Source organism: Rahnella rivi (assembly GCF_019049655.1).
GTDB lineage: Bacteria > Pseudomonadota > Gammaproteobacteria > Enterobacterales > Enterobacteriaceae > Rahnella > Rahnella rivi.
The window spans coordinates 130,150-149,379 of record NZ_JAFMOX010000056.1; the positions used below are offsets into that span (position 1 = coordinate 130,150).

General features: G+C 54.4%; 15 protein-coding genes. 8 read left to right on the plus strand and 7 right to left on the minus strand.

The window, feature by feature from the left end:
• Window positions 1-14 precede the first annotated feature (14 nt).
• The 5 genes from J1779_RS10250 to J1779_RS10270 all read right to left on the minus strand — a co-directional run bounded on the left by J1779_RS10250 (window position 15) and on the right by J1779_RS10270 (window position 5,126).
• Window positions 15-674 (minus strand): DedA family protein, encoded by a 660-nt coding sequence (locus J1779_RS10250; RefSeq protein WP_056772927.1) that lies wholly within the window; start codon window positions 672-674, stop codon window positions 15-17.
• A gap of 224 nt (window positions 675-898) precedes the next feature.
• Complete coding sequence (gene metC, locus J1779_RS10255) at window positions 899-2,092, minus strand: cystathionine beta-lyase (RefSeq protein ID WP_217203694.1); 1,194 nt, start codon at window positions 2,090-2,092, stop codon at window positions 899-901.
• A gap of 175 nt (window positions 2,093-2,267) precedes the next feature.
• Window positions 2,268-3,560, minus strand: coding sequence for a TRAP transporter large permease (locus J1779_RS10260; protein WP_217203695.1), 1,293 nt, complete (start codon window positions 3,558-3,560; stop codon window positions 2,268-2,270).
• Window positions 3,561-3,573: 13 nt separating this feature from the next.
• Window positions 3,574-4,086, minus strand: a complete 513-nt coding sequence (locus tag J1779_RS10265; protein WP_056772918.1) for a TRAP transporter small permease — start codon at window positions 4,084-4,086, stop codon at window positions 3,574-3,576.
• 62 nt (window positions 4,087-4,148) lie between these two features.
• A complete protein-coding gene (locus J1779_RS10270) occupies window positions 4,149-5,126 on the minus strand; it encodes a TRAP transporter substrate-binding protein (protein WP_136375493.1) in 978 nt (325 codons plus the stop codon).
• A 521-nt stretch (window positions 5,127-5,647) separates the two neighbouring features.
• Here J1779_RS10270 and exbB point away from each other — a divergent pair.
• Window positions 5,648-6,553 carry a tol-pal system-associated acyl-CoA thioesterase gene (gene exbB / locus J1779_RS10275; protein WP_238485128.1) on the plus strand — a complete coding sequence of 302 codons (906 nt, stop codon included), beginning with the start codon at window positions 5,648-5,650 and terminating at the stop codon, window positions 6,551-6,553.
• A 9-nt stretch (window positions 6,554-6,562) separates the two neighbouring features.
• Window positions 6,563-6,997 carry a TonB system transport protein ExbD gene (gene exbD, locus J1779_RS10280; RefSeq protein ID WP_122096457.1) on the plus strand — a complete coding sequence of 145 codons (435 nt, stop codon included), beginning with the start codon at window positions 6,563-6,565 and terminating at the stop codon, window positions 6,995-6,997.
• A gap of 69 nt (window positions 6,998-7,066) precedes the next feature.
• Here exbD and garD read toward each other — a convergent pair whose 3' ends face one another.
• Window positions 7,067-8,638 carry a galactarate dehydratase gene (gene garD, locus J1779_RS10285; RefSeq protein ID WP_056772910.1) on the minus strand — a complete coding sequence of 524 codons (1,572 nt, stop codon included), beginning with the start codon at window positions 8,636-8,638 and terminating at the stop codon, window positions 7,067-7,069.
• Window positions 8,639-9,176: 538 nt separating this feature from the next.
• On the opposite strand from garD, the gene J1779_RS10290 reads away from it, so the two are divergent.
• The 5 genes from J1779_RS10290 (at window position 9,177) to J1779_RS10310 (ending at window position 14,974) form a co-directional block, all read left to right on the plus strand.
• Window positions 9,177-10,523, plus strand: coding sequence for an MFS transporter (locus tag J1779_RS10290; protein WP_122096456.1), 1,347 nt, complete (start codon window positions 9,177-9,179; stop codon window positions 10,521-10,523).
• Between the two features lie 55 nt (window positions 10,524-10,578).
• Window positions 10,579-11,349 carry a 2-dehydro-3-deoxyglucarate aldolase gene (garL, locus tag J1779_RS10295; protein WP_122096455.1) on the plus strand — a complete coding sequence of 257 codons (771 nt, stop codon included), beginning with the start codon at window positions 10,579-10,581 and terminating at the stop codon, window positions 11,347-11,349.
• Between the two features lie 26 nt (window positions 11,350-11,375).
• Window positions 11,376-12,266, plus strand: coding sequence for a 2-hydroxy-3-oxopropionate reductase (gene garR, locus J1779_RS10300; protein WP_183850157.1), 891 nt, complete (start codon window positions 11,376-11,378; stop codon window positions 12,264-12,266).
• A gap of 120 nt (window positions 12,267-12,386) precedes the next feature.
• On the plus strand, window positions 12,387-13,526 hold the full coding sequence (locus J1779_RS10305; RefSeq protein WP_183850099.1) for a glycerate kinase: 1,140 nt from the start codon (window positions 12,387-12,389) through the stop codon (window positions 13,524-13,526).
• 140 nt (window positions 13,527-13,666) lie between these two features.
• The gene (locus tag J1779_RS10310) at window positions 13,667-14,974 is read left to right on the plus strand and encodes an amino acid deaminase (RefSeq protein WP_217203697.1); all 1,308 of its coding nucleotides are present in this window, start codon (window positions 13,667-13,669) and stop codon (window positions 14,972-14,974) included.
• 76 nt (window positions 14,975-15,050) lie between these two features.
• Here the strand turns inward: J1779_RS10310 and barA are convergent, their stop codons facing one another.
• Entirely contained in the window at window positions 15,051-17,801 is a 2,751-nt protein-coding gene (gene barA, locus J1779_RS10315) for a two-component sensor histidine kinase BarA (RefSeq protein ID WP_122096451.1), read from the minus strand.
• Between the two features lie 63 nt (window positions 17,802-17,864).
• Here barA and rlmD point away from each other — a divergent pair, with 63 nt between their 5' ends.
• The gene (rlmD, locus tag J1779_RS10320; RefSeq protein WP_217203698.1) at window positions 17,865-19,229 is read left to right on the plus strand and encodes a 23S rRNA (uracil(1939)-C(5))-methyltransferase RlmD; all 1,365 of its coding nucleotides are present in this window, start codon (window positions 17,865-17,867) and stop codon (window positions 19,227-19,229) included.
• Window position 19,230: the final 1 nt, after the last annotated feature.

A 19,230-nucleotide genomic window follows, 5' to 3' on the forward strand; every position in this document is an offset into this window, starting at 1 on the left:
GGGCGATCCGGCGATCAGGCGTGGGCTTTGCGGTTTTTCCACAGCACCACGACGCCGCCCGCAAGGCCAATGACCAGCAACACCACCGGTAAAATCATCAGCCCGGCCATGACCTGATCTTCATGACGTTTAACCAGCGGAATGTGGCTCATGGCGAATCCCAGTGTGATCACCGCGCCTACCCACAGAATAGCGCTCAGCCAGTTAAAGAACTGGAAACGGGCGTTATTCAGGCCGGAAATCCCCGCCATCGTCGGCAGCAGAGTGCGCACGAAAGCCAGAAAACGGCCTACCAGCAGCGCCATTAATCCGTGCTGAGTGAACATCCGGTGGGCGCGCTGATGATAATGCGCCGGAAGCTGCAGCAGCCAGCCCCTGACCACGCGGGTATGTCCAAGCCAGCGGCCCTGTATATAACTCAGCCAGCAGCCGAGGCTGGCGGCAATCACCAGAATAATCAGCGTCGGGAAAAAGCTCATCACCCCTTTGGCGATAAGCGCGCCGGTCAGCAGCAGCAGGCTGTCGCCGGGCAGGAAGGAAGCAGGAAGCAATCCATTTTCAAGAAATAGCGTGGTGAACAGGACAGCATAAATGACCCAAAGGAGATTGGGGTCGGCGAGCATAGTAAAATCATGCCGCCAGAGTGCATGAAAAATGTCGCAAATCACTGCCATATTCTTTCCTGTTGCTGTCGTGTGCTTTTCGTAACAATCGCTGTCACTTGCCAGTGTACCGCGGATCCCGCCCGGAGACGTTGATCTGAGATCACTTCAAAAAAGATCGCCTGCCCCGGTAGTGTTCACCGGTACAGGGAGAGCTTACAGATTATTCTCATTTTGCGAATGAAAATCCGACAGATACCTTAACGATCTGCGCGGTACGTCGCAATCCCTGAGGCTCAGGCAGCGCCGATTCGTTCAAACGCCAGGGTCAGATCGGCGATCAAATCATCACAATGCTCCAGCCCGATGTGCAGCCGCACCAGCGTACCGGTGAAATCCACGGTTTCAGCCGGACGGATCGCCTGAATTTCTTCCGGCTGATTGGCTAACACCAGCGATTCAAATCCGCCCCAGGAGTAGGCCATGCTGAAGTGTTCAAAGTGATCGAGATAATCGGAAAGCTGTTGTGTGCTCAGGCGCTGTTTCAGCACGAACGAGAACAAACCGCAGCTGCCGGTGAAATCGCGTTTCCAGAATTCATGACCTTTACTGCCAGGCAGGGCAGGATGGTTGACTACCGCCACTTCCGGACGCTCTGCCAGCCACTGCGCGATACGAAGGCTGCTTTCCTCATGTTGCCTGAGGCGGATGCCCATGGTGCGCAACCCCCGGCTGGCGACGTAGGCCGTATCGGCATCGACCATCTGCCCCATCAGATAAGAATGCTCGCGCAACTGTTCCCAGCAGCGGGCATTGGAAACGGCCGTGCCTATCATCGCATCGGAATGCCCGACGATATATTTGGTACCCGCCTGAATCGAAATATCGATGTCAAACTCCAGCGCCTTAAACAGAATGCCCGCCGCCCAGGTATTGTCGATCATGATGACAACATCAGGGTTCACCGCGCGCACGGACGCCACCATGGCCGGGATATCGGGCACTTCCATCGTGATAGAGCCGGGTGATTCGAGAAACACGACCTGGGTGTTCGGTTGCATCAGAGAACCGAGATCTGCGCCGATATCGGACGGGAAATAGGTGGTGGAAACGCCGAGTTTTTTCAGCACTTTTTCGCAGAAATCTTGCGTCGGTTCATAAGAGGAACCGGCCACCAGAATGTGGTCGCCGGTGCTGACAAATGACAATACCGCATTACTGACCGCCGCGGCGCCGCAGGGATAAAGCGCGCAGCCCGCGCCGCCTTCCAGTTCGACCATCGCTTCCTGCAGCGAGAAATGCGTCAGGGTGCCACGACGACCGTAAAACAATTCTCCGTTAGCGCGGTTGGCGGTGGCGTGTTTTTTATCCGCCACGGTGTTAAACACCAGCGAGGAGGCGCGCTGAATGACGGCATTGACCGAACCTTGCGTGAACTTCTTGTCCCGTCCGGCGCTTATCAGCGCGGTTTCGATTTTCTTCGACGACATAATCCGTGTTTCACCCTGTTTTGTAGAGCGATGCTCTCTGGCATCCGCTGATATCTCATTAACTTAACATGATGAAATCACAGGATCAGGTTTTTGCCGGTTGAATGAGAAAATTTCAGCCAATCGTTTATACAAGGAAAGGCCCGTCAGAAATGACGGGCCTGGCAGAGAAGTTTTATCCGGTGTAGACGCCGAACAGTTTGGGGAGGAACAGCGAAATCGCAGGAATATAGGTCACCAGCATCAGCACCAGGAACAACACGCAATAGAACGGCAGCATGGCTTTGACGACTTTCTCAATGCTCTGTTTACTGACCGCGCTGGCGACAAACAGCACCGACCCGACCGGCGGGGTGATAAGCCCGATCCCCAGATTCACCAGCATGATCATGCCAAAATGAACAGGATCGATGCCCAGTGATAACACCACCGGCAGCAGGACCGGCGTCAGGATCAGAATGATCGGCGCCATGTCCATCAGCGTACCGATCAGCAACAGCATGATGTTGATCCACATGAGGATCACGTACTTGTTGTCGGAGATCGAAGTGAAGAATTCGGTGATGCGCATCGGCAATTGCATGTAGGTCATCACGGCGCCAAAGCTGGCCGCGAAGCCAATCAGGATCATGACGATACTGACGGTTTTCACCGTGCGGTACATCAGTTTCGGCAGTTCACTCCATTTGTAATCGCGGTAAATGAACATCGTGACGAAAAATGACCACAGGCAGGCGATGGCGGCAGATTCTGTGGCGGTGAAAATCCCGCTGAGAATTCCGCCCATGATGATGACGACGGTCATCAGGCCCCACAGCGTATCGATGAAAATCTTCAGTGCCTGACGAAACGGCACGCGTTCACCTTTCGGATAACCGCGCTGATGCGCAAAGACGACGCACATCACCATCAGGGTCAGGCTGAGCAGCAAACCGGGCAAAATACCGGCGATGAACAGTGCGGCGATCGACACCGTACCGCCCGTGGCGAGCGAGTAAATGACCGAGTTATGACTCGGCGGCGTGAGGATCGCCTGCACCGAGCCGCTGGCCGTGACCGCAGCGGCAAAATCGCGCGGATAACCTTTCTTCTCCATTTCCGGGATCATCACCGAACCAATCGACGCAGTATCCGCCACCGATGAGCCGGAGATCGCGCCGAAAAAGGTTGAGGCGACAATGTTCACCAGCGACAGACCGCCGCGAATGAACCCGACAAAGATATAGGCAAAACTCACCAGCCGGCGGGCAATGCCTCCTTCAGCCATGATCGCGCCGGCCAGAATAAAGAACGGGATCGCCAGCAGTGAAAACTTATTCACGCCGTTGGTCAGCTGGATCATCAGTGCTTCAAGCGGCAGATCGATCCACCAGGCACCGGCCAGCGCGCTGAGGCCAACGGCGTAAGCCACCGGCACGCCGATCGCCAGCATCACCCCCAGCGTTAACAGTAAAATGAGTGCATCCATAAGTCTCTCCGGGTCAGGCGTCGGAATTTCCCAGCATCACGACAGGGCGCTGATGCTGCGGCCCGGCAATGATCTGCTCAATGATGAATAAGATCGTCAGGGCAGAGCCCACGGGCAGCGGTAAATAGGTTTCTCCGGCGGTCAGCAGCGGGAATTCCGCCACCGGCTGGAGCCACAGTTCGCTGCACAAATGCAGGCTGTACCAGAAAATGAAGATGCTGATCGCCAGCATCATCAGATCTGACAGCAGCGCCGAGAACTTTTTCAGGGCAGGAGGCAGACGGTCGGTGACCATCGCCACCACGATGTGAGAACCCGCGCGATAACTCACGGCCGCGCCGATAAAGGTGAACGTCACCATACACATGATGGCAACCGGCTCAGGCCATGACAGTGCGCTGTTCATGACGTAGCGGGCGAATATCCCGATGGGGATCACCCCGACCATCAGCAATAATGCAATCCCGGCAAGCCACATTGCGGCACGGTAAAGAATGTCCATCAGGGTGTGATATCCGGAAATCATAAAGTCTCCCCCGGTGAGTGTCGGAAAAGGGCAGCAGGAGCTGCCCGTGTCAGAGACAGTGGTTACTGAACGTCAGCGATTTGCTGCATCAGATCTTTATGGTCTTTACCGAACTCATCGCGAACGGACTGGGTGGCCTGAACATAGGTCGCCGGATCGATGTCGTAAAATTTCACGCCGCCCGCTTTCATGGTGGCGAGGGCTTTCTCGTTATAGGCTTTCCACAGTTCACGCTGCTCATCCTGGGCTTCTTTTGACAGTTTCAGGATTAATTGCTGATCTTCCGGTTTCAGCTTGTCCCATTTCACTTTTGAGTACAGGAACAGCTCAGGAATAATGAAATGACGGCTGTAAGTGTAGTTTTTCACCACCGGCAGGTAGTTGTGCGCGACGAAGGTCGGCGGATTGTTTTCCGTGCCGTCGATAACCCCGGTTTGCATACCGCTGAACACTTCACTGACGCCCATAGCGACCGGGTTTGCTCCCATGGCTTTCAGCGTTGCCAGCGCAATCGGGCTGCCCTGAACGCGGATCTTCATGCCTTTCAAATCTTCCGGTTTGACGACCGGTTCTTTGGTGATCAGATTGCGGGTCCCGCCGTCCATCCAGCCGAGAAATACCAGCCGGGAGTTCGGGTTATTGGTAATTTTATCGCCGATCTCTTTGCCAATCTGACCGTCGAGCACTTTGTGCATGTGATCTTCATCGCGGAAAATATAGGGCAGGGTGAACACGTTGATTTCGGGCAGGATTGACGCCACCGGGGTCATTGATACGCGAATAATATCCAGCGCACCGAGCTGCGCCTGTTCAATTTCCTGCTTTTCGTCGCCCAGCACACCGCCGGGGAAGGTTTTGATTTCAAGGCGTCCGTCTGTTTGTTTTTGCAACTTTTCGCCCATATGCTGGACGGCAACGACGTTCGGGTAACCTTGCGGATGCACGTCGGCGGCTTTCAACGTTTGTGCTGACAGGCCGGAAGTGAATAACAGGGTCGCGGAACTCAGGCAAAGGCTGAGAAGTGCTTTTTGCATTTTCATCAGTTTGTCTCCAGGGGAATTCAGTAAGGGAATGAAAAGTTACAGCGAAAATGAACCGGTCTGGCGCGAAGTGCGCTGACGGAACCTCATGCGAATCTTGTAAATTGTCTTATAAATTAAATGGATACAGGAAATTCCGGTGTGTGGTCTTTCCCGGTACATAGACCTTACCTTATTTATAACTGCCGGGTATTTGAGCGTTATCACAAATTAATAACAAATGTAAAATGCTGTTACTTAATATTTAAAACATTGTTTTGTCTTTGATAATTATGTTCAGGCGATTGATTTACTGCGGTATTTTTTGCAAAAGTGTGACCCGTGTATAACTGTTGAAGTATTGACCAAAGACTCAAAACCTTGTCATCCGTCAAGGACACCCGCGTCAGCAGGCGGGACAATGTAAATAATAATGAGAACGACTATCAATTAGGTCTTTTTATTTGATACAATTCGGCGTTATTTAACCCATATACACTGATTCTGGCTGGAGGCGACGTGTGAAAACGGCTCGCAATAAGATGAAAAAAACGACCTCAGTATTGATGTCGTTAATGTTGGTGGTTGGCCTGAGCGGTAACGCAATGGCTGCACCTGCGACGCCGGCGGCGAATGCTGTCACTTCTGAAACCACGCAACCGGCACCTGCTGCGGCAGACACCGCGCCCGCGCCGGTTATGCAATCCTCACCAGCGGAAGCTCCCGTCATCCCTACCGATCTGTCTGTGTTAGGCATGTACCATCATGCTGACGTGGTGGTGAAAACTGTCATGATCGGCCTGCTGCTGGCGTCCGTTGTCACCTGGGCTTTGCTGTTCAGCAAAGGCTCGGAAGTGTTCAGCGCTAAACGCCGTATGCGCCGTGAATTTGATGCGTTGTCTTCCGTGCGTACGCTGGACGAAGCTGCCGAGCAGGCTGAGAGTTTCGCCGCCAGCAGCATCAGCGCACAAATGATCCGCGATGCGCAAAATGAACTCGAGCTGTCTGCCGGTTCCACCGACAACAACGGCATTAAAGAACGTACCGGTTTCCGTCTGGAGCGTCGTGTGGGTGCTGCCGGGCGTCACATGGGCCGGGGCAATGGGATCCTCGCCACTATCGGGGCGATCTCTCCGTTCGTCGGTCTGTTTGGTACCGTGTGGGGCATCATGAACAGTTTCATTGGTATCGCCCAAACCCAGACCACTAACCTTGCCGTTGTGGCGCCAGGTATTGCAGAAGCCCTGCTGGCGACCGCGGTGGGTCTGGTTGCTGCAATCCCTGCGGTGGTTATCTACAACATTTTCGCCCGTACCATCACTTCCTATCGTCATCAGGTTGGCGACGTGGCGGCGCAGATTATCCTGTTACAGGGCCGTGATTTGGATCTGGCTGCCAGCGAAGGCGATGCGCCGCGCGGTCAGACAGGTCAGTTACGCGTAGGATAAGAACAGATTATGGCTATTCGGTTAAACGACGATATCGACGAAAGCGGTGAAATGCATGACATCAACGTCACGCCTTTCATCGACGTTATGTTGGTTCTGCTGATCATCTTCATGGTCGCCGCGCCACTGGCCACCGTAGATGTGCGGGTAGATTTACCGGCTTCCACGGCGAAAGCGCAGCCGCGTCCTGAGAAACCGATCTTCCTGACGGTGAAATCGGACAAACAGCTGTTCCTCGGCGACAGCCCGGTAAATAGCGACAACCTGACCGCCATGCTCGATCAGCGTACTCAGGGAAATAAGCAGAGTACGATTTTCTTCCGTGCAGATAAGACGGTGGACTACGAAACGCTGATGAATGTGATGGATAACCTGCGTAAAGCCGGTTATCTGAAAGTCGGGCTGGTAGGTGCAGAACAGACGGGCGCAGCAGCGGCTCAGTAAGTTATCCTTCGGATCCGAAGCATAAAAAAGGCCAGCATTGCTGGCCTTTTGCTTTGGTGATGTGGCAGATCAGGTCACCGGCGCCGGGTTAAACACCGCCAGCGCATTGTGAATACCCCAGGTATCGGACCAGGTTTTTTTACGACCGCTGGCGATGTCCAGAATAAAGTGGAACAGCTCCCAGCCGACGTCTTCGATGGTGGCGTCCCCGGTGGCGATCGTACCGGCGTTGATGTCCATCAGGTCATGCCAGCGGTTCGCCAGCGTGGTGCGGGTAGCCATTTTTATCACCGGCACCGCCAGCAGGCCGTACGGCGTACCGCGCCCGGTGGTAAAGACCTGCACAGTGATGCCCGAGGCCAGTTGCTGCGTTCCACAGACGAAATCACTGGCTGGCGTCGCAGCGAAAATCAGGCCTTTTTTGGTCGGACGTTGCCCCGGAGACAATACTTCTGAAATTGCGCTGGTGCCCGATTTCGCAATCGAACCGAGTGCTTTTTCCACCACGTTAGCCAGTCCGCCTTTCTTGTTGCCCGGCGACGGGTTGGCGCTGCGGTCGGTTTGTCCGAGGGACAGATAATTATCGTACCAGGCCATCTCTTCCAGCAGGCGTTTACCGACGCTGACGTCAGCAGCACGCGGAGTCAGCAGGTGGATCGCATCGCGCACTTCCGTCACTTCAGAGAACATCACCGTGCCGCCGCAGCGAACCAGCAGATCCGAGGCAAAGCCCACGGCAGGATTGGCAGTCACGCCGGAGAAAGCGTCGCTGCCGCCACACTGCATGCCGACCACCAGGTCAGAGGCCGGACAGGTTTCGCGCTGACGACGGTTCAGCCGTTCCAGATGGAACTGCGCGACGGTCAGGATATCGTCAACCATTGACTGGAAACCGACGTGCTGCTCATCCTGCAAACGGACGATGTGGGTGTCGTCGAGGGAAATGGCCTGCACGTCCGGCGTGCCTTCCAGCAGGCGTTCAGGTTGTAATTTCTCACAACCTAAGCCGACCACCATGACTTCGCCGCCAAAGTTCGGATTCAGTGCCAGATTGTGAATGGTGCGGATCGGGACGACCGCTGCCGGTGCGTTGATCGCCACGCCACATCCGTACAGATGATTCAGCGCCACCACGCCATCGACGTTAGGGAATTTGGGCAGTAAATCACGCTCGATGATTTTTACTACGTAATCCACCACCCCCGCCACACAGTGAACGCTGGTGGTAATGCCGAGCAGATTTTTAGTGCCTACGCTGCCGTCTTCGTTGCGGTAGCCTTCAAACGTGAAGCCTTCCAGCGGCGGCAACGCAGGGGGAACCCGGGTAGCCAGCGGCAGGCTGTTCAGTTCCGGAGCGACGGGCAGTTCGACCAGGGATTCGTCTATCCAGCCGCCCTGGGCGATTTCCCGCACGGCATAACCAATCACTTCACCATAACGAATAATATCGCCGCCTTTGGCAATGGTTTGTAAAGCAACTTTATGGCCCTGAGGAATATGCTCAATTAATTCCAGACCATTTGAAAATCGGGTGCCGGCTTTTAAGCCGTTATCATTCACAATAATGGCAACGTTATCGTTTTCATGAACTTTAATGAAAAGTGCGTCGGTTGCATGCTCTTTATCTTTATTACGTGACATAACTGTCTCCGCGTTTATTAAACATCCCGAAAAAAGAACCTTCGGTTAATTCTCTGAATTCGTAGCGTACAAATGTTGCGTTTTGTCTTTTCGGCAATACAGGGTATGCATCCATTATAAAACAGCTGTCCGGGAACCTCATTGTGCAACTGACCAGCTTTTCACCCGCTGAACGTCATTCTGTGTGGCAGGTGACAGAATAAATGTGATGAATATCACCCTTTGATCTGTGCGGCTTCAGCCGCCGCGTGAACTGTGATTATCCTCCCACAATGATGTGTGAATGCAAAAGAATAGTCGTTTTCAACCGGCGTATTCTTGTGCGAATGCACAGTGTTATTTGAGGCATCGTTTTTTATACTGTGTTGGCCCTCTGAAGGTAGCGTTCAAAGCAATACAGGTAAATTTCAGACATAAATAAATAATTATGAAATGTCTGTCTCATATAAAGGAAAACCGCAGGCGAAAAGTAAAAACGTTATTTCGATAACTTTGATTTCTCTGCGAATGATTCCGTAATAGTAAAATGAGGGTCACCATGAGCGTTCAATCCCAGTCCCGAGTGCTGGCGCAAAGTAAGACGCGAACACATATTCGCTATTATATTTTGCTGATTATATTTCTTATCACGGCGGTGAATTATGCCGACCGTGCAACGCTTTCCATTGCCGGTACCGAGGTCGCGCGTGAGCTGGGCCTGGATGCCGCTGATATGGGGCAAATCTTCGCGGCGTTTGGCTGGGCATATCTGATCATGCAGTTGCCTGGTGGCTGGCTGCTGGACAAATTCGGTTCCAAAAAAGTCTACACCTACAGCCTGTTTTTCTGGTCACTGTTCACGCTGTTACAAGGTTTTGTGGGCTGGTTCCCGCTGGCGTACGGCGCGCTGACGCTGTTCATCCTGCGCTTTATGCTCGGTTTCTCCGAAGCGCCTTCCTTCCCGGCCAACGCCCGTATCGTGGCGGCCTGGTTCCCGACGAAAGAACGCGGAACGGCTTCGGCGATTTTTAACTCCGCTCAGTATTTCTCGCTCGCGCTGTTCTCTCCGCTGCTCGGCTGGCTGACCTACGCCTGGGGCTGGGAACATGTCTTTATCGTGATGGGGGTGATTGGTTTTGTGCTGACGCTGGTGTGGATCAAATTTATCCACAACCCGCCGGAACACCCTGGCATATCGAAAAGCGAGCTGGAATTTATTAAAGAAGGCGGCGCGGTGGTCGACATCGACCACAAGAAAGCCGACGGCGCGAAAAGTGGCCCGAAATGGAGCTATGTGCGCCAGATGCTGAGCAACCGCATGATGCTTGGGATCTTCTTCGGCCAATACTTTATTAACAGTATTACGTGGTTCTTCCTGACCTGGTTCCCGATTTATCTGGTTCAGGAAAAGGGCATGTCTATCCTCAAAGTGGGGATGATTGCGGCCATTCCGGCGCTGTGCGGCTTTGCCGGTGGCGTACTCGGCGGCGTGTTCTCCGATTACCTGCTCAAACGCGGTTTCTCCCTGACCGTGGCGCGTAAAATTCCGATTGTGCTGGGCATGCTGTTAGCCACCAGCATCATTTTATGTAACTACACCGATAACAATACCCTGGTCGTTACCCTGATGGCCCTGGCGTTCTTCGGTAAAGGCTTCGGTGCGCTGGGCTGGCCGGTGATTGCAGATACCGCACCGAAAGAAGTGATTGGCCTGTGCGGCGGTATCTTCAACGTCTTTGGCAACGTCGCGTCAATCGTTACTCCGCTGGTCATCGGCTATATCGTTAAAGGGTTGCATTCTTTCAACATGGCTCTGATTTTCGTCGGCTGTTCCGCCCTGATGGCGATGCTGTGTTACCTGCTGGTCGTCGGTGAAATCAAACGTCTCGAACTAAAGAAACAGTAAATTGCGATGGCGGGCAGACGGGAACTCCCGCGCCCGCCCTATAACGAGGTCAACTATGAGTAATCCAATGATTCCAAACCGGTTCCGTCAGGACTTACTGCAAGGCAAAACGCTGATCGGATGCTGGGCCGCATTGTGCAACCCGATTGCCACAGAAGTGTTGGGTGTCGCAGGATTTGACTGGCTGTTGCTCGACGGCGAACACGCACCCAATGACATCAGCACTTTTGTTCCACAGCTGATGGCGCTTAAAGGCAGCAAAAGCGCGCCGGTCGTGCGACCGCCATTCAACGAGCCGGTGGTGATTAAACGTCTGCTCGATATCGGTTTCTACAATTTCCTGATCCCGTTTGTTGAGACGCAGGAGCAGGCCGAACGTGCCGTCGCCTCCACGCGCTATCCGCCGGCAGGGATCCGCGGCGTATCCGTTTCGCATCGCAGCAACATGTTTGGCACGGTGCCGGACTACTTCACCAGCATTAACGACAACATCACGGTGATGGTGCAAATCGAGAGCCAGCAGGGCGTTGATAACCTCGATGCGATTGCCGCTACCGACGGCATTGACGGCATATTTGTCGGGCCAAGCGATCTGGCCGCTGGCATGGGGCACCTCGGCAACGCCGGTCATCCGGAAGTACAGGCTGCCATTCGTCACATTTTTGAACGCGCAAAAGCCCACGGAAAATCCAGCGGCATTCTGGCGCCGGTCGAAGCCGATGCGCGCCGCTACATGGAATGGGGCGCGACCTTTGTGGCCGTTGGCAGCGACTTGGGTATTTATCGCGCAGGAACGCAGGCGCTGTGTGATCGCTTCACTAAGTGATCTCATCACATCAATAATCAGAGGATATTCGAATGAAAATTGGCTTTATTGGTTTAGGCATCATGGGCAAGCCTATGAGTAAAAACCTGCTCAAAGCAGGGTATGAACTGGTGGTCATGGACCGCAATCTTGATACCGTGGGCGAAATTGTTGCGCTGGGTGCCACTGCTGCTGACACACCGAAAGCGGTCGCTGAACAGTCTGACGTGATCATTACTATGCTGCCAAATTCGCCTCAGGTGAAAGACGTGGCGTTGGGCGAAAACGGCCTGATCGAAGGCGCGCGTCCTGGGACGATTTTCATCGACATGAGTTCCATCGCACCGCTGGCCAGCCGTGAAATCAGCGAAGCGCTGGCAGCGAAACAAATTGCGATGCTGGATGCACCTGTCTCCGGCGGCGAACCAAAAGCCATCGACGGCACCATGTCGGTGATGGTTGGCGGTGATAAAGCCGTGTTCGATCATTGCTATGACATCATGAAGTCGATGGCGGGATCTGTGGTGCATACCGGCGACATCGGCGCGGGTAACGTCACTAAGCTGGCAAACCAGGTCATTGTTGCGCTGAACATTGCGGCAATGTCAGAAGCACTGGTGCTGGCCACCAAAGCGGGCGTCGATCCTAACCTGGTATTCCAGGCCATCCGGGGTGGACTGGCAGGCAGCACCGTTCTGGAAGCGAAAGCGCCGATGGTGATGGATCGCAATTTCAAACCGGGCTTCCGTATAGATTTGCACATCAAAGATTTAGCCAATGCACTCGACACCTCTCATGGCGTAGGTGCGCAACTGCCTCTGACCTCGCTGGTCATGGAAATGATGCAGGCTCTGAAAGCGGATGGTCACGGGCAATCTGACCATAGCGCCATTGCACGCTATTATGAAAACTTAGCGAAGGTTGAAGTTACCCGTTAGTCAGAGGTGGCCGCGCGGCCAGATGTACGTGAATCGTGCCGCGTTGCCCTTCCGGCAGAAAGCAAAACTGACAGGACGCTATTCCACAACGGCGCGTGCAGTTATGAAGGTAATGACTTTATGAAAATAGTGATCGCACCGGATTCATACAAAGAAAGTTTGTCTGCATTGGATGTGGCGAAGGCCATCGAAAGCGGATTTCGTGAGATTTTTCCTGAGGCGGAATACATTAAATTGCCGGTGGCCGACGGCGGTGAGGGAACGGTAGAAGCCATGGTCGCGGCGACCGGCGGACGCATCGTAAAAGTGAATGTCACCGGCCCGCTGGGCACACCGCTCGACGCGTTCTTCGGGCTTTCCGGCGACGAGAAAATCGCCTTTATCGAAATGGCGGCCGCCAGCGGGCTGGAAAGTGTCCCGGCGGCGCAGCGCAATCCCCTTAAAACCACCTCTTATGGCACAGGCGAACTGATCCATTCGGCACTCGACCATGGCGTCAAACACTGCATCATCGGTATCGGCGGCAGCGCCACCAATGACGGCGGGGCAGGCATGATGCAGGCGCTGGGCGCGAAGTTACTGACTCAGGAGGGTAAACCGATCGGCCAGGGCGGCGGTGAGCTGGAGAAACTGCATCACATTGATATCAGCGGGCTGGATCCGCGGATCAAAAAATGCCGCTTTGAAGTGGCGTGTGACGTGACCAATCCGCTGACCGGCAAAGACGGTGCGTCTGCCATCTTTGGCCCGCAAAAAGGCGCAACGCCTGAGATGATCGAGCAGCTCGACGGTTATCTGCATCATTACGCCAGCGTGATCAAACAGGATTTGGGTATCGATGTTGAGCACGTTCCCGGCGCAGGCGCGGCCGGCGGTATGGGCGCAGCACTGTACGGATTCTGCGGCGCGGAATTGCGTCAGGGTATCGAGATCGTCACCGATGCGCTGGGGCTGGATGCGTTAGTGAAAGATGCCACGCTTGTGATCACCGGTGAAGGACGAATCGACAGCCAGAGCATCAACGGCAAAGTGCCGATCGGCGTGGCGCGGGTCGCCAAGCGTTATAACAAACCTGTGATCGGCATTGCGGGCAGCCTGACGAAAGATGTTGATGTGGTGTATGCACACGGGCTGGATGCGGTTTTCAGCGTGCTCTATAGTGTGTGTACGCTGGAAGATGCGCTGAAAAATGCCGCTGATAATCTGCGTAAATCAGCACGCAATATTGCCGCGACCATTAAGTTATCGCAAAAGCTCTGAAAGCTTATTTACAGTAAAAAATCAGCAACAAGGCGTCATTAAAAAACCGGTGTTCAGGCCCAGCCTGCGCCGGTTTTTGTGTTTTATTCCCGACGATTTTACGTTAGTTTTTAGAATCAAATCGCAACGGGAACGTAGCCATGTCAGAGATTGATTTTTCGAAGCAACCGGTCAATACACACACTAAAGGTTTAGGGCCACTCAGCGCGGATGCCTGCATGGGCGATATTCGCCAGCAAGGCTGGAATATCCTGCGCGAGGACGTCAGCCTGCCGGTGGCAGTGCTGCTCGAGGAGAGAATCGAACACAATCTTTCGTGGATGCGTGAATTTATTCAGCGTTATCAGTTAAAACTCGCGCCACACGGCAAAACCACCATGAGCCCGGAGCTGTATAAGATGCAGCTGGAGTTTGGTGCGTGGGGCATCACGCTGGCGACCGCGCCGCAGGTTAATGCCGCTTTTAAGCACGGCGTGCGCAAAGTCATCATGGCGAACCAACTGATTGGCAAAGGCAATATGGCGATAATTGCCGGATTGCTGTGTGAGGATCCTGATTTCGAATTTTCCTGCGTGGTGGATTCTGCCGACAACGTTGATGCCCTCGGCCATTATTTCGCCAGCCAGCAACTGACGTTACGCATGATGTTTGAGTACGGTATTCAGGGCGGGCGTACCGGTATCCGTACCGCAGAACAGGAAGCAGACGTGCTGGCCGCGGTCAAACGCTGGCCGCAGTCTCTGGCGCTGATCGGTGTCGAGCTGTATGAAGGTGTCAGCAACGACGAAGCGGCGATCCGTGCATTTCTGCGCCACGTCGTCACGCGTACTGAAGCGCTGGCGCAGGCAGGCGAATTCGCCGAACAACAGGTGATATTAACCGGTGCAGGTTCCGCCTGGTTTGATGTGGTGGCGGAGGAGTTAACGCGTGAGAGCCGCTATCTGGACTGCGATAAACGGTATCAGCTGGATGTGATTTTGCGTTCAGGTTGTTACGTCACGCATGACGTCGGTACCTATCAGGCTGCACTGGAAAGAATGCAAACCAGTAATCCGGTGGCACGTGAAATGAACAGCAGCTTACAGCCTGCTTTGCAGGTCTGGGCGGCCGTGCAGTCATTGCCGGAGCCGGGCCGGGCGATTATCGCTTTCGGCAAACGTGACGCCGGCTACGACGCCGGATACCCGAAAGCCGCCGGTCATTTCCGTCCCCGCAGTGCAACACAGTCAGGCTATACCACCGTCGTACCAGCACCGGAAGACTGGAAGGTTTATGCGATGATGGATCAGCATGCGTTTATGTCGATCCCTGAAAATGCCGATCTGAAAGTCGGTGACATGCTGGTGTTCGACATTTGTCACCCCTGTCTGACATTCGACAAATGGCGTCAGCTGTTGCTGGTGAATGAACAGTGGGACGTGACCGGCGCAGTGACGACCTGGTTTTGACAGACGTTCACGACCTGTAAAAACGCCCGGACATTGCCGGGCGTTTTGTATGAAACGTTTAACTCTTTACCTCCACCTACCTCGGTAAATACGCCACCGCAGCCCGTTTCACATTCTCAATCTCATCAAGCAGTTCAAACCATTCCGGTTCCAGAGTTTCCACGCCGACGCCCTGACGCAGTTGCTGTTCGATGTAATAGCACAGCTGTTTCAGGCGCGGGACGCCGCTGTAGCTGCAACTGCCGTGCAGTTTATGGATGAGCGCGAGGATATCGTCGTCGGTTTCACCTCTGGCGACGGCATCCACACGCACGGCGACCTGTGGCAGGAATTCCACCAGCATTTGCAGTAAATCCTGCGCCAGTGCAACTTTATTGGCGGACTGGCTTAACGCCAGTTGCCAGTCGAGCGTGTTGTTTGGCGCGAGATCTTCCTGCGTTTGCAGCGGAGAATCCTGCTGATTCTGATGAGAGTAATGGCGCGACAGGACGTTTTTCAACATGCCTTCGTCGATAGGTTTCGCCAGATAATCGTCCATCCCCAGTTTGAGAAGCTGTTCACGTTCGCCGCTCAGTGAGTGGGCGGTGACCGCCACTACCGGCGTGCTGGCGTGGCGCGCCATCTGATGAATGATTTCGCTGGCACGAATGCCATCTATATCCGGCATCTGGATATCCATCAAAATGATGTCCAGATCAGTGTGACGGGCCACTTCAATCGCTTCTTCGCCGCTGTGACACAGCACGGTGGTTTCCACCAGCTCTTCCAGCAGCGCACCAATCAGTTTGAGGTTGGCCGGATTATCATCCACCGCCATTGCCGTGAGCGGCAGTCGTGCGGCTTTAGTCTCATCTGAACCGAGGATCCTCACTGCCGGTTGTTGCTCTTTTAACAACAATGGCAGCAGGCGGATGCTGGACATCGGTTTGATCAGGCACGCCTGCACTCCGCGGCGTTTGAGCTCTTCAGCCTCAACCTGGAACTGACTTGGCAGCGCCAGCAGCAGATGCCGCGTCATGCTCAGCACGCGTTTTAACCGGTCGTCATAATCCGCCAGCGTCTGTTCTGGTTTGACCGGAATGCTGCACAGCATCATGTCGTAGTAGTTGTCCGGCAGTGCGGCAAGCGAGGTGCGATGCGTGACCTCAAGCGGTGTCGCCTGCAGAATTTCCATCGTAGCCTTGGCGGCCGCCGGGTTGGCTTCCACATAGGCCAGACGTTTACCTTCGAGGGAACTCATGGAAACTGGCGTCACATGACGGTTTTCATTCAGCTCGAGCGTCACGTGGAACCAGAAAGTTGAACCGCGGTTGATCTGGCTGTAGAAGCTGATGTCGCCGCCCATCTCTTTGACCAGACGCTGGGTGATCACCAGGCCTAATCCGGTGCCGCCGTGGCGGCGCGAAATGCTGGCATCGGCCTGACGGAAAGCCTGGAAAAGTTGCGACTGCTGCCGCTCTGAAATCCCGATACCGGTGTCGTGGATCTGCACCTCCAGCTCGACCTGCAAATTGTTCTGCGAACGCAATTCGACATTGATGTCGATGTTGCCGGATTCAGTGAACTTAATCGCATTTCCCAGCAAGTTAGTGACAACTTGCTGCATTCGCATCGGATCGCCCAGCACGTTTTCCGGCACGTTGTTGTGCACGTTGAGCGTCAGTTCGAGGCCTTTGTCGTGCGCGGTATGTGCCAGCAGGATCACCACTTCATCGAGCATTTCATGCAGCGAGAAAGGAATGTGCTCCAGCACCAGTTTACCGGCTTCCAGCTTAGAGAAGTCCAGAACGTCATTGATGATGGTCAGCAGGTTATTCGCTGAACGTTCAATGGTTTGCAGATAATCAGCCTGCGTCGGCGACAGCGGAGTTTTAAGCGTCTGGCGGGTGAAACCAATCACGCCGTTGAGCGGGGTACGCAGCTCATGAGACATGTTGGCGAGGAATTCAGATTTGATACGCGCCGCTTCCTGGGCGCGCTTTTTCGCCAGATCCAGTTCGACGTTCTGGATTTCCATCTGCTCAAGCGTTTCCCGCAGATCGGACGTGGCCTGATCGATATTCTGCTGCACTTCTTCGTGGTACGCCGTCAGCGACATCGCCATCGAGTTAATGCCGTTTTTTAGCATACTCAGTTCACCGGGCATGTTGCCTTCCACACGGCTGTCGAGTTGCCCGCGGCGGATGCGGTCAACGGTGTTGACCATGTTTCGGATAGGCCCGGTGACGTCGCGCATCAGGCGATAAGCGAACAGTGTGGCAATGCCCAGACACAGCAATAACAGCATGGTCGAGACAAAGGCCTCCTGATATTGCGCCAGCCGGACCGAGCTGAGATCTAACTCAACGGCGATATAACCCAGGGTATGCTCAGGAGACGAACTGAACGAGTCATCATCCGCCTCGGTATGATTCTCCGCCTGAACCGGGGTGCGCAGGATCAGCGAATCCCCGAAACGTGCCTGGGTCAGTTCGCGAGGGATATCTTTTACGCTTTTGACCTGCAGCGGGCTGCCTTCATGCAGGGAATTAGAGCTGGCGAACAGCTTATTGTCGCCATCAAAAACGCTGATGCTGCGGACAATGTCTGAATGATTGCGGTGCAGACGGCTGATAAGGCGCTTCACCGGTTCACGCTCCCGGAACGTCATTCCGTATTCGCTCGCGACGGCCAGGGGTTCAATAATACTGGCTCCGGCGTCGATCAGCTGATTCTGCAACTCGTTGTATCGGTGAACCACAAAGAAGGTGCTGAGCAGCAAACCGATCATTAATGTCGGTGCCAGAATCAGGATCATCATCCGTGCGCGAAGGCTATATTTGGTCATGAGGTTCCAATGTGGGAGAATTACCTAAAGTAAGCTTAATAAACCAGCGTGCAATCGACAATAATGGCTCAATTCTACTCTCCGAACCGCCGTGTGACGACCCGGCAAACGATAACTGTGACCGCCACCGATCTTGATGCTTTCGGGCAAGGTGTTGCGCGTCATAACGGTAAAGCCGTGTTTGTCAGTGGCGTATTGCCCGGCGAGCAGGCGGAAGTGATTTTAACAGAAGATAAAAGTAAGTACGCCAAAGGGCGACTGAAACGTTTGCTGACCACCAGCGCCGACCGGGTAAAACCGGCGTGTCCGCACTATTCTGTCTGCGGGGGATGCCAGCAACAGCACGCCAGTGAAGCATTACAGCAGCGCAGCAAATCCGCCTCGCTGTTAAGGCTGATCTCCCTGGAAACCGGTATTCAGCCCGAAGAGCAACCGGTGATCGCCGGTCCGCAATACGGTTACCGGCGCCGTGCGCGTCTCGGATTACAAATTGCCGGTGCGAAGCCAGGGCGAAAACCGGGAAACGGACCGCTGGTGATGGGTTTTCGTCAGGAAGGATCAAACGATCTGGTGGCGATCACCCGCTGTCCTGTACTGCGCCCGGAGCTTGAGCAACTGCTGGTGCCGGTGCAGGAATGTCTGGCGTCACTGACGGCGGCTAAGCGGCTGGGGCATCTGGAAATGGTGCTGGCCGATAACGGCGCGCTGCTGGTGCTGCGCCATCTGGATCCGCTCAGCGAGGCGGATCGCGCGCGTCTTACCGCGTTTGCACAGCACCATCAGTTAACGCTGTTTCTGGCACCTGACAGCGAGACGCTGGAGCGTTTGCACGGCGAGGCGCCAACGTATCAGATTGATGGTCTTAACCTGACCTTCGGCCCGCGTGATTTTATTCAGGTTAATGACGCCGTGAACCAGCAAATGGTGGCACAGGCACTGGAGTGGCTGGCGCTGACGCCAGAAGATCGCGTGCTGGATTTGTTTTGCGGCATGGGAAATTTCACCCTTCCGCTGGCAAAAAGAGCTAAGCGGGTTGTCGGAGTTGAAGGTGTTGCTACACTGGTGGCGAATGGGCAAGATAATGCCCGAAATAACGGATTAGAAAATGCGTCATTCTTCCACGAAAATCTGGAGGACGACGTCAGTCAGCAACCCTGGGCGGCGCAAGGCTTCAATAAAGTCTTGCTGGATCCTGCACGGGGTGGTGCGGCGGGCGTGATGGCGCATATCGTAAAGCTTGCTCCGCAGCGCGTGGTGTATGTGTCCTGTAATCCCACGACATTGGCTCGGGACAGTAAAATTTTGTTGGAGGCGGGTTATCGGTTGGCTCAGGTTCGTATGCTGGATATGTTTCCGCACACCGGGCACCTTGAATCGATGGCTCTGTTTATCAACCCATCTGACACCGGGGTTGTGTCAGACACGTAGG

Coding starts and splice junctions, on each gene's coding strand:
- J1779_RS10250 (WP_056772927.1), bottom strand. CDS start 674: ATGGCAGTGATTTGCGACATTTTTCATGCACTCTGGCGGCATGATTTT.
- metC (WP_217203694.1), bottom strand. CDS start 2,092: ATGTCGTCGAAGAAAATCGAAACCGCGCTGATAAGCGCCGGACGGGAC.
- J1779_RS10260 (WP_217203695.1), bottom strand. CDS start 3,560: ATGGATGCACTCATTTTACTGTTAACGCTGGGGGTGATGCTGGCGATC.
- J1779_RS10265 (WP_056772918.1), bottom strand. CDS start 4,086: ATGATTTCCGGATATCACACCCTGATGGACATTCTTTACCGTGCCGCA.
- J1779_RS10270 (WP_136375493.1), bottom strand. CDS start 5,126: ATGAAAATGCAAAAAGCACTTCTCAGCCTTTGCCTGAGTTCCGCGACC.
- exbB (WP_238485128.1), top strand. CDS start 5,648: ATGAAAAAAACGACCTCAGTATTGATGTCGTTAATGTTGGTGGTTGGC.
- exbD (WP_122096457.1), top strand. CDS start 6,563: ATGGCTATTCGGTTAAACGACGATATCGACGAAAGCGGTGAAATGCAT.
- garD (WP_056772910.1), bottom strand. CDS start 8,638: ATGTCACGTAATAAAGATAAAGAGCATGCAACCGACGCACTTTTCATT.
- J1779_RS10290 (WP_122096456.1), top strand. CDS start 9,177: ATGAGCGTTCAATCCCAGTCCCGAGTGCTGGCGCAAAGTAAGACGCGA.
- garL (WP_122096455.1), top strand. CDS start 10,579: ATGAGTAATCCAATGATTCCAAACCGGTTCCGTCAGGACTTACTGCAA.
- J1779_RS10305 (WP_183850099.1), top strand. CDS start 12,387: ATGAAAATAGTGATCGCACCGGATTCATACAAAGAAAGTTTGTCTGCA.
- J1779_RS10310 (WP_217203697.1), top strand. CDS start 13,667: ATGTCAGAGATTGATTTTTCGAAGCAACCGGTCAATACACACACTAAA.
- barA (WP_122096451.1), bottom strand. CDS start 17,801: ATGACCAAATATAGCCTTCGCGCACGGATGATGATCCTGATTCTGGCA.
- rlmD (WP_217203698.1), top strand. CDS start 17,865: ATGGCTCAATTCTACTCTCCGAACCGCCGTGTGACGACCCGGCAAACG.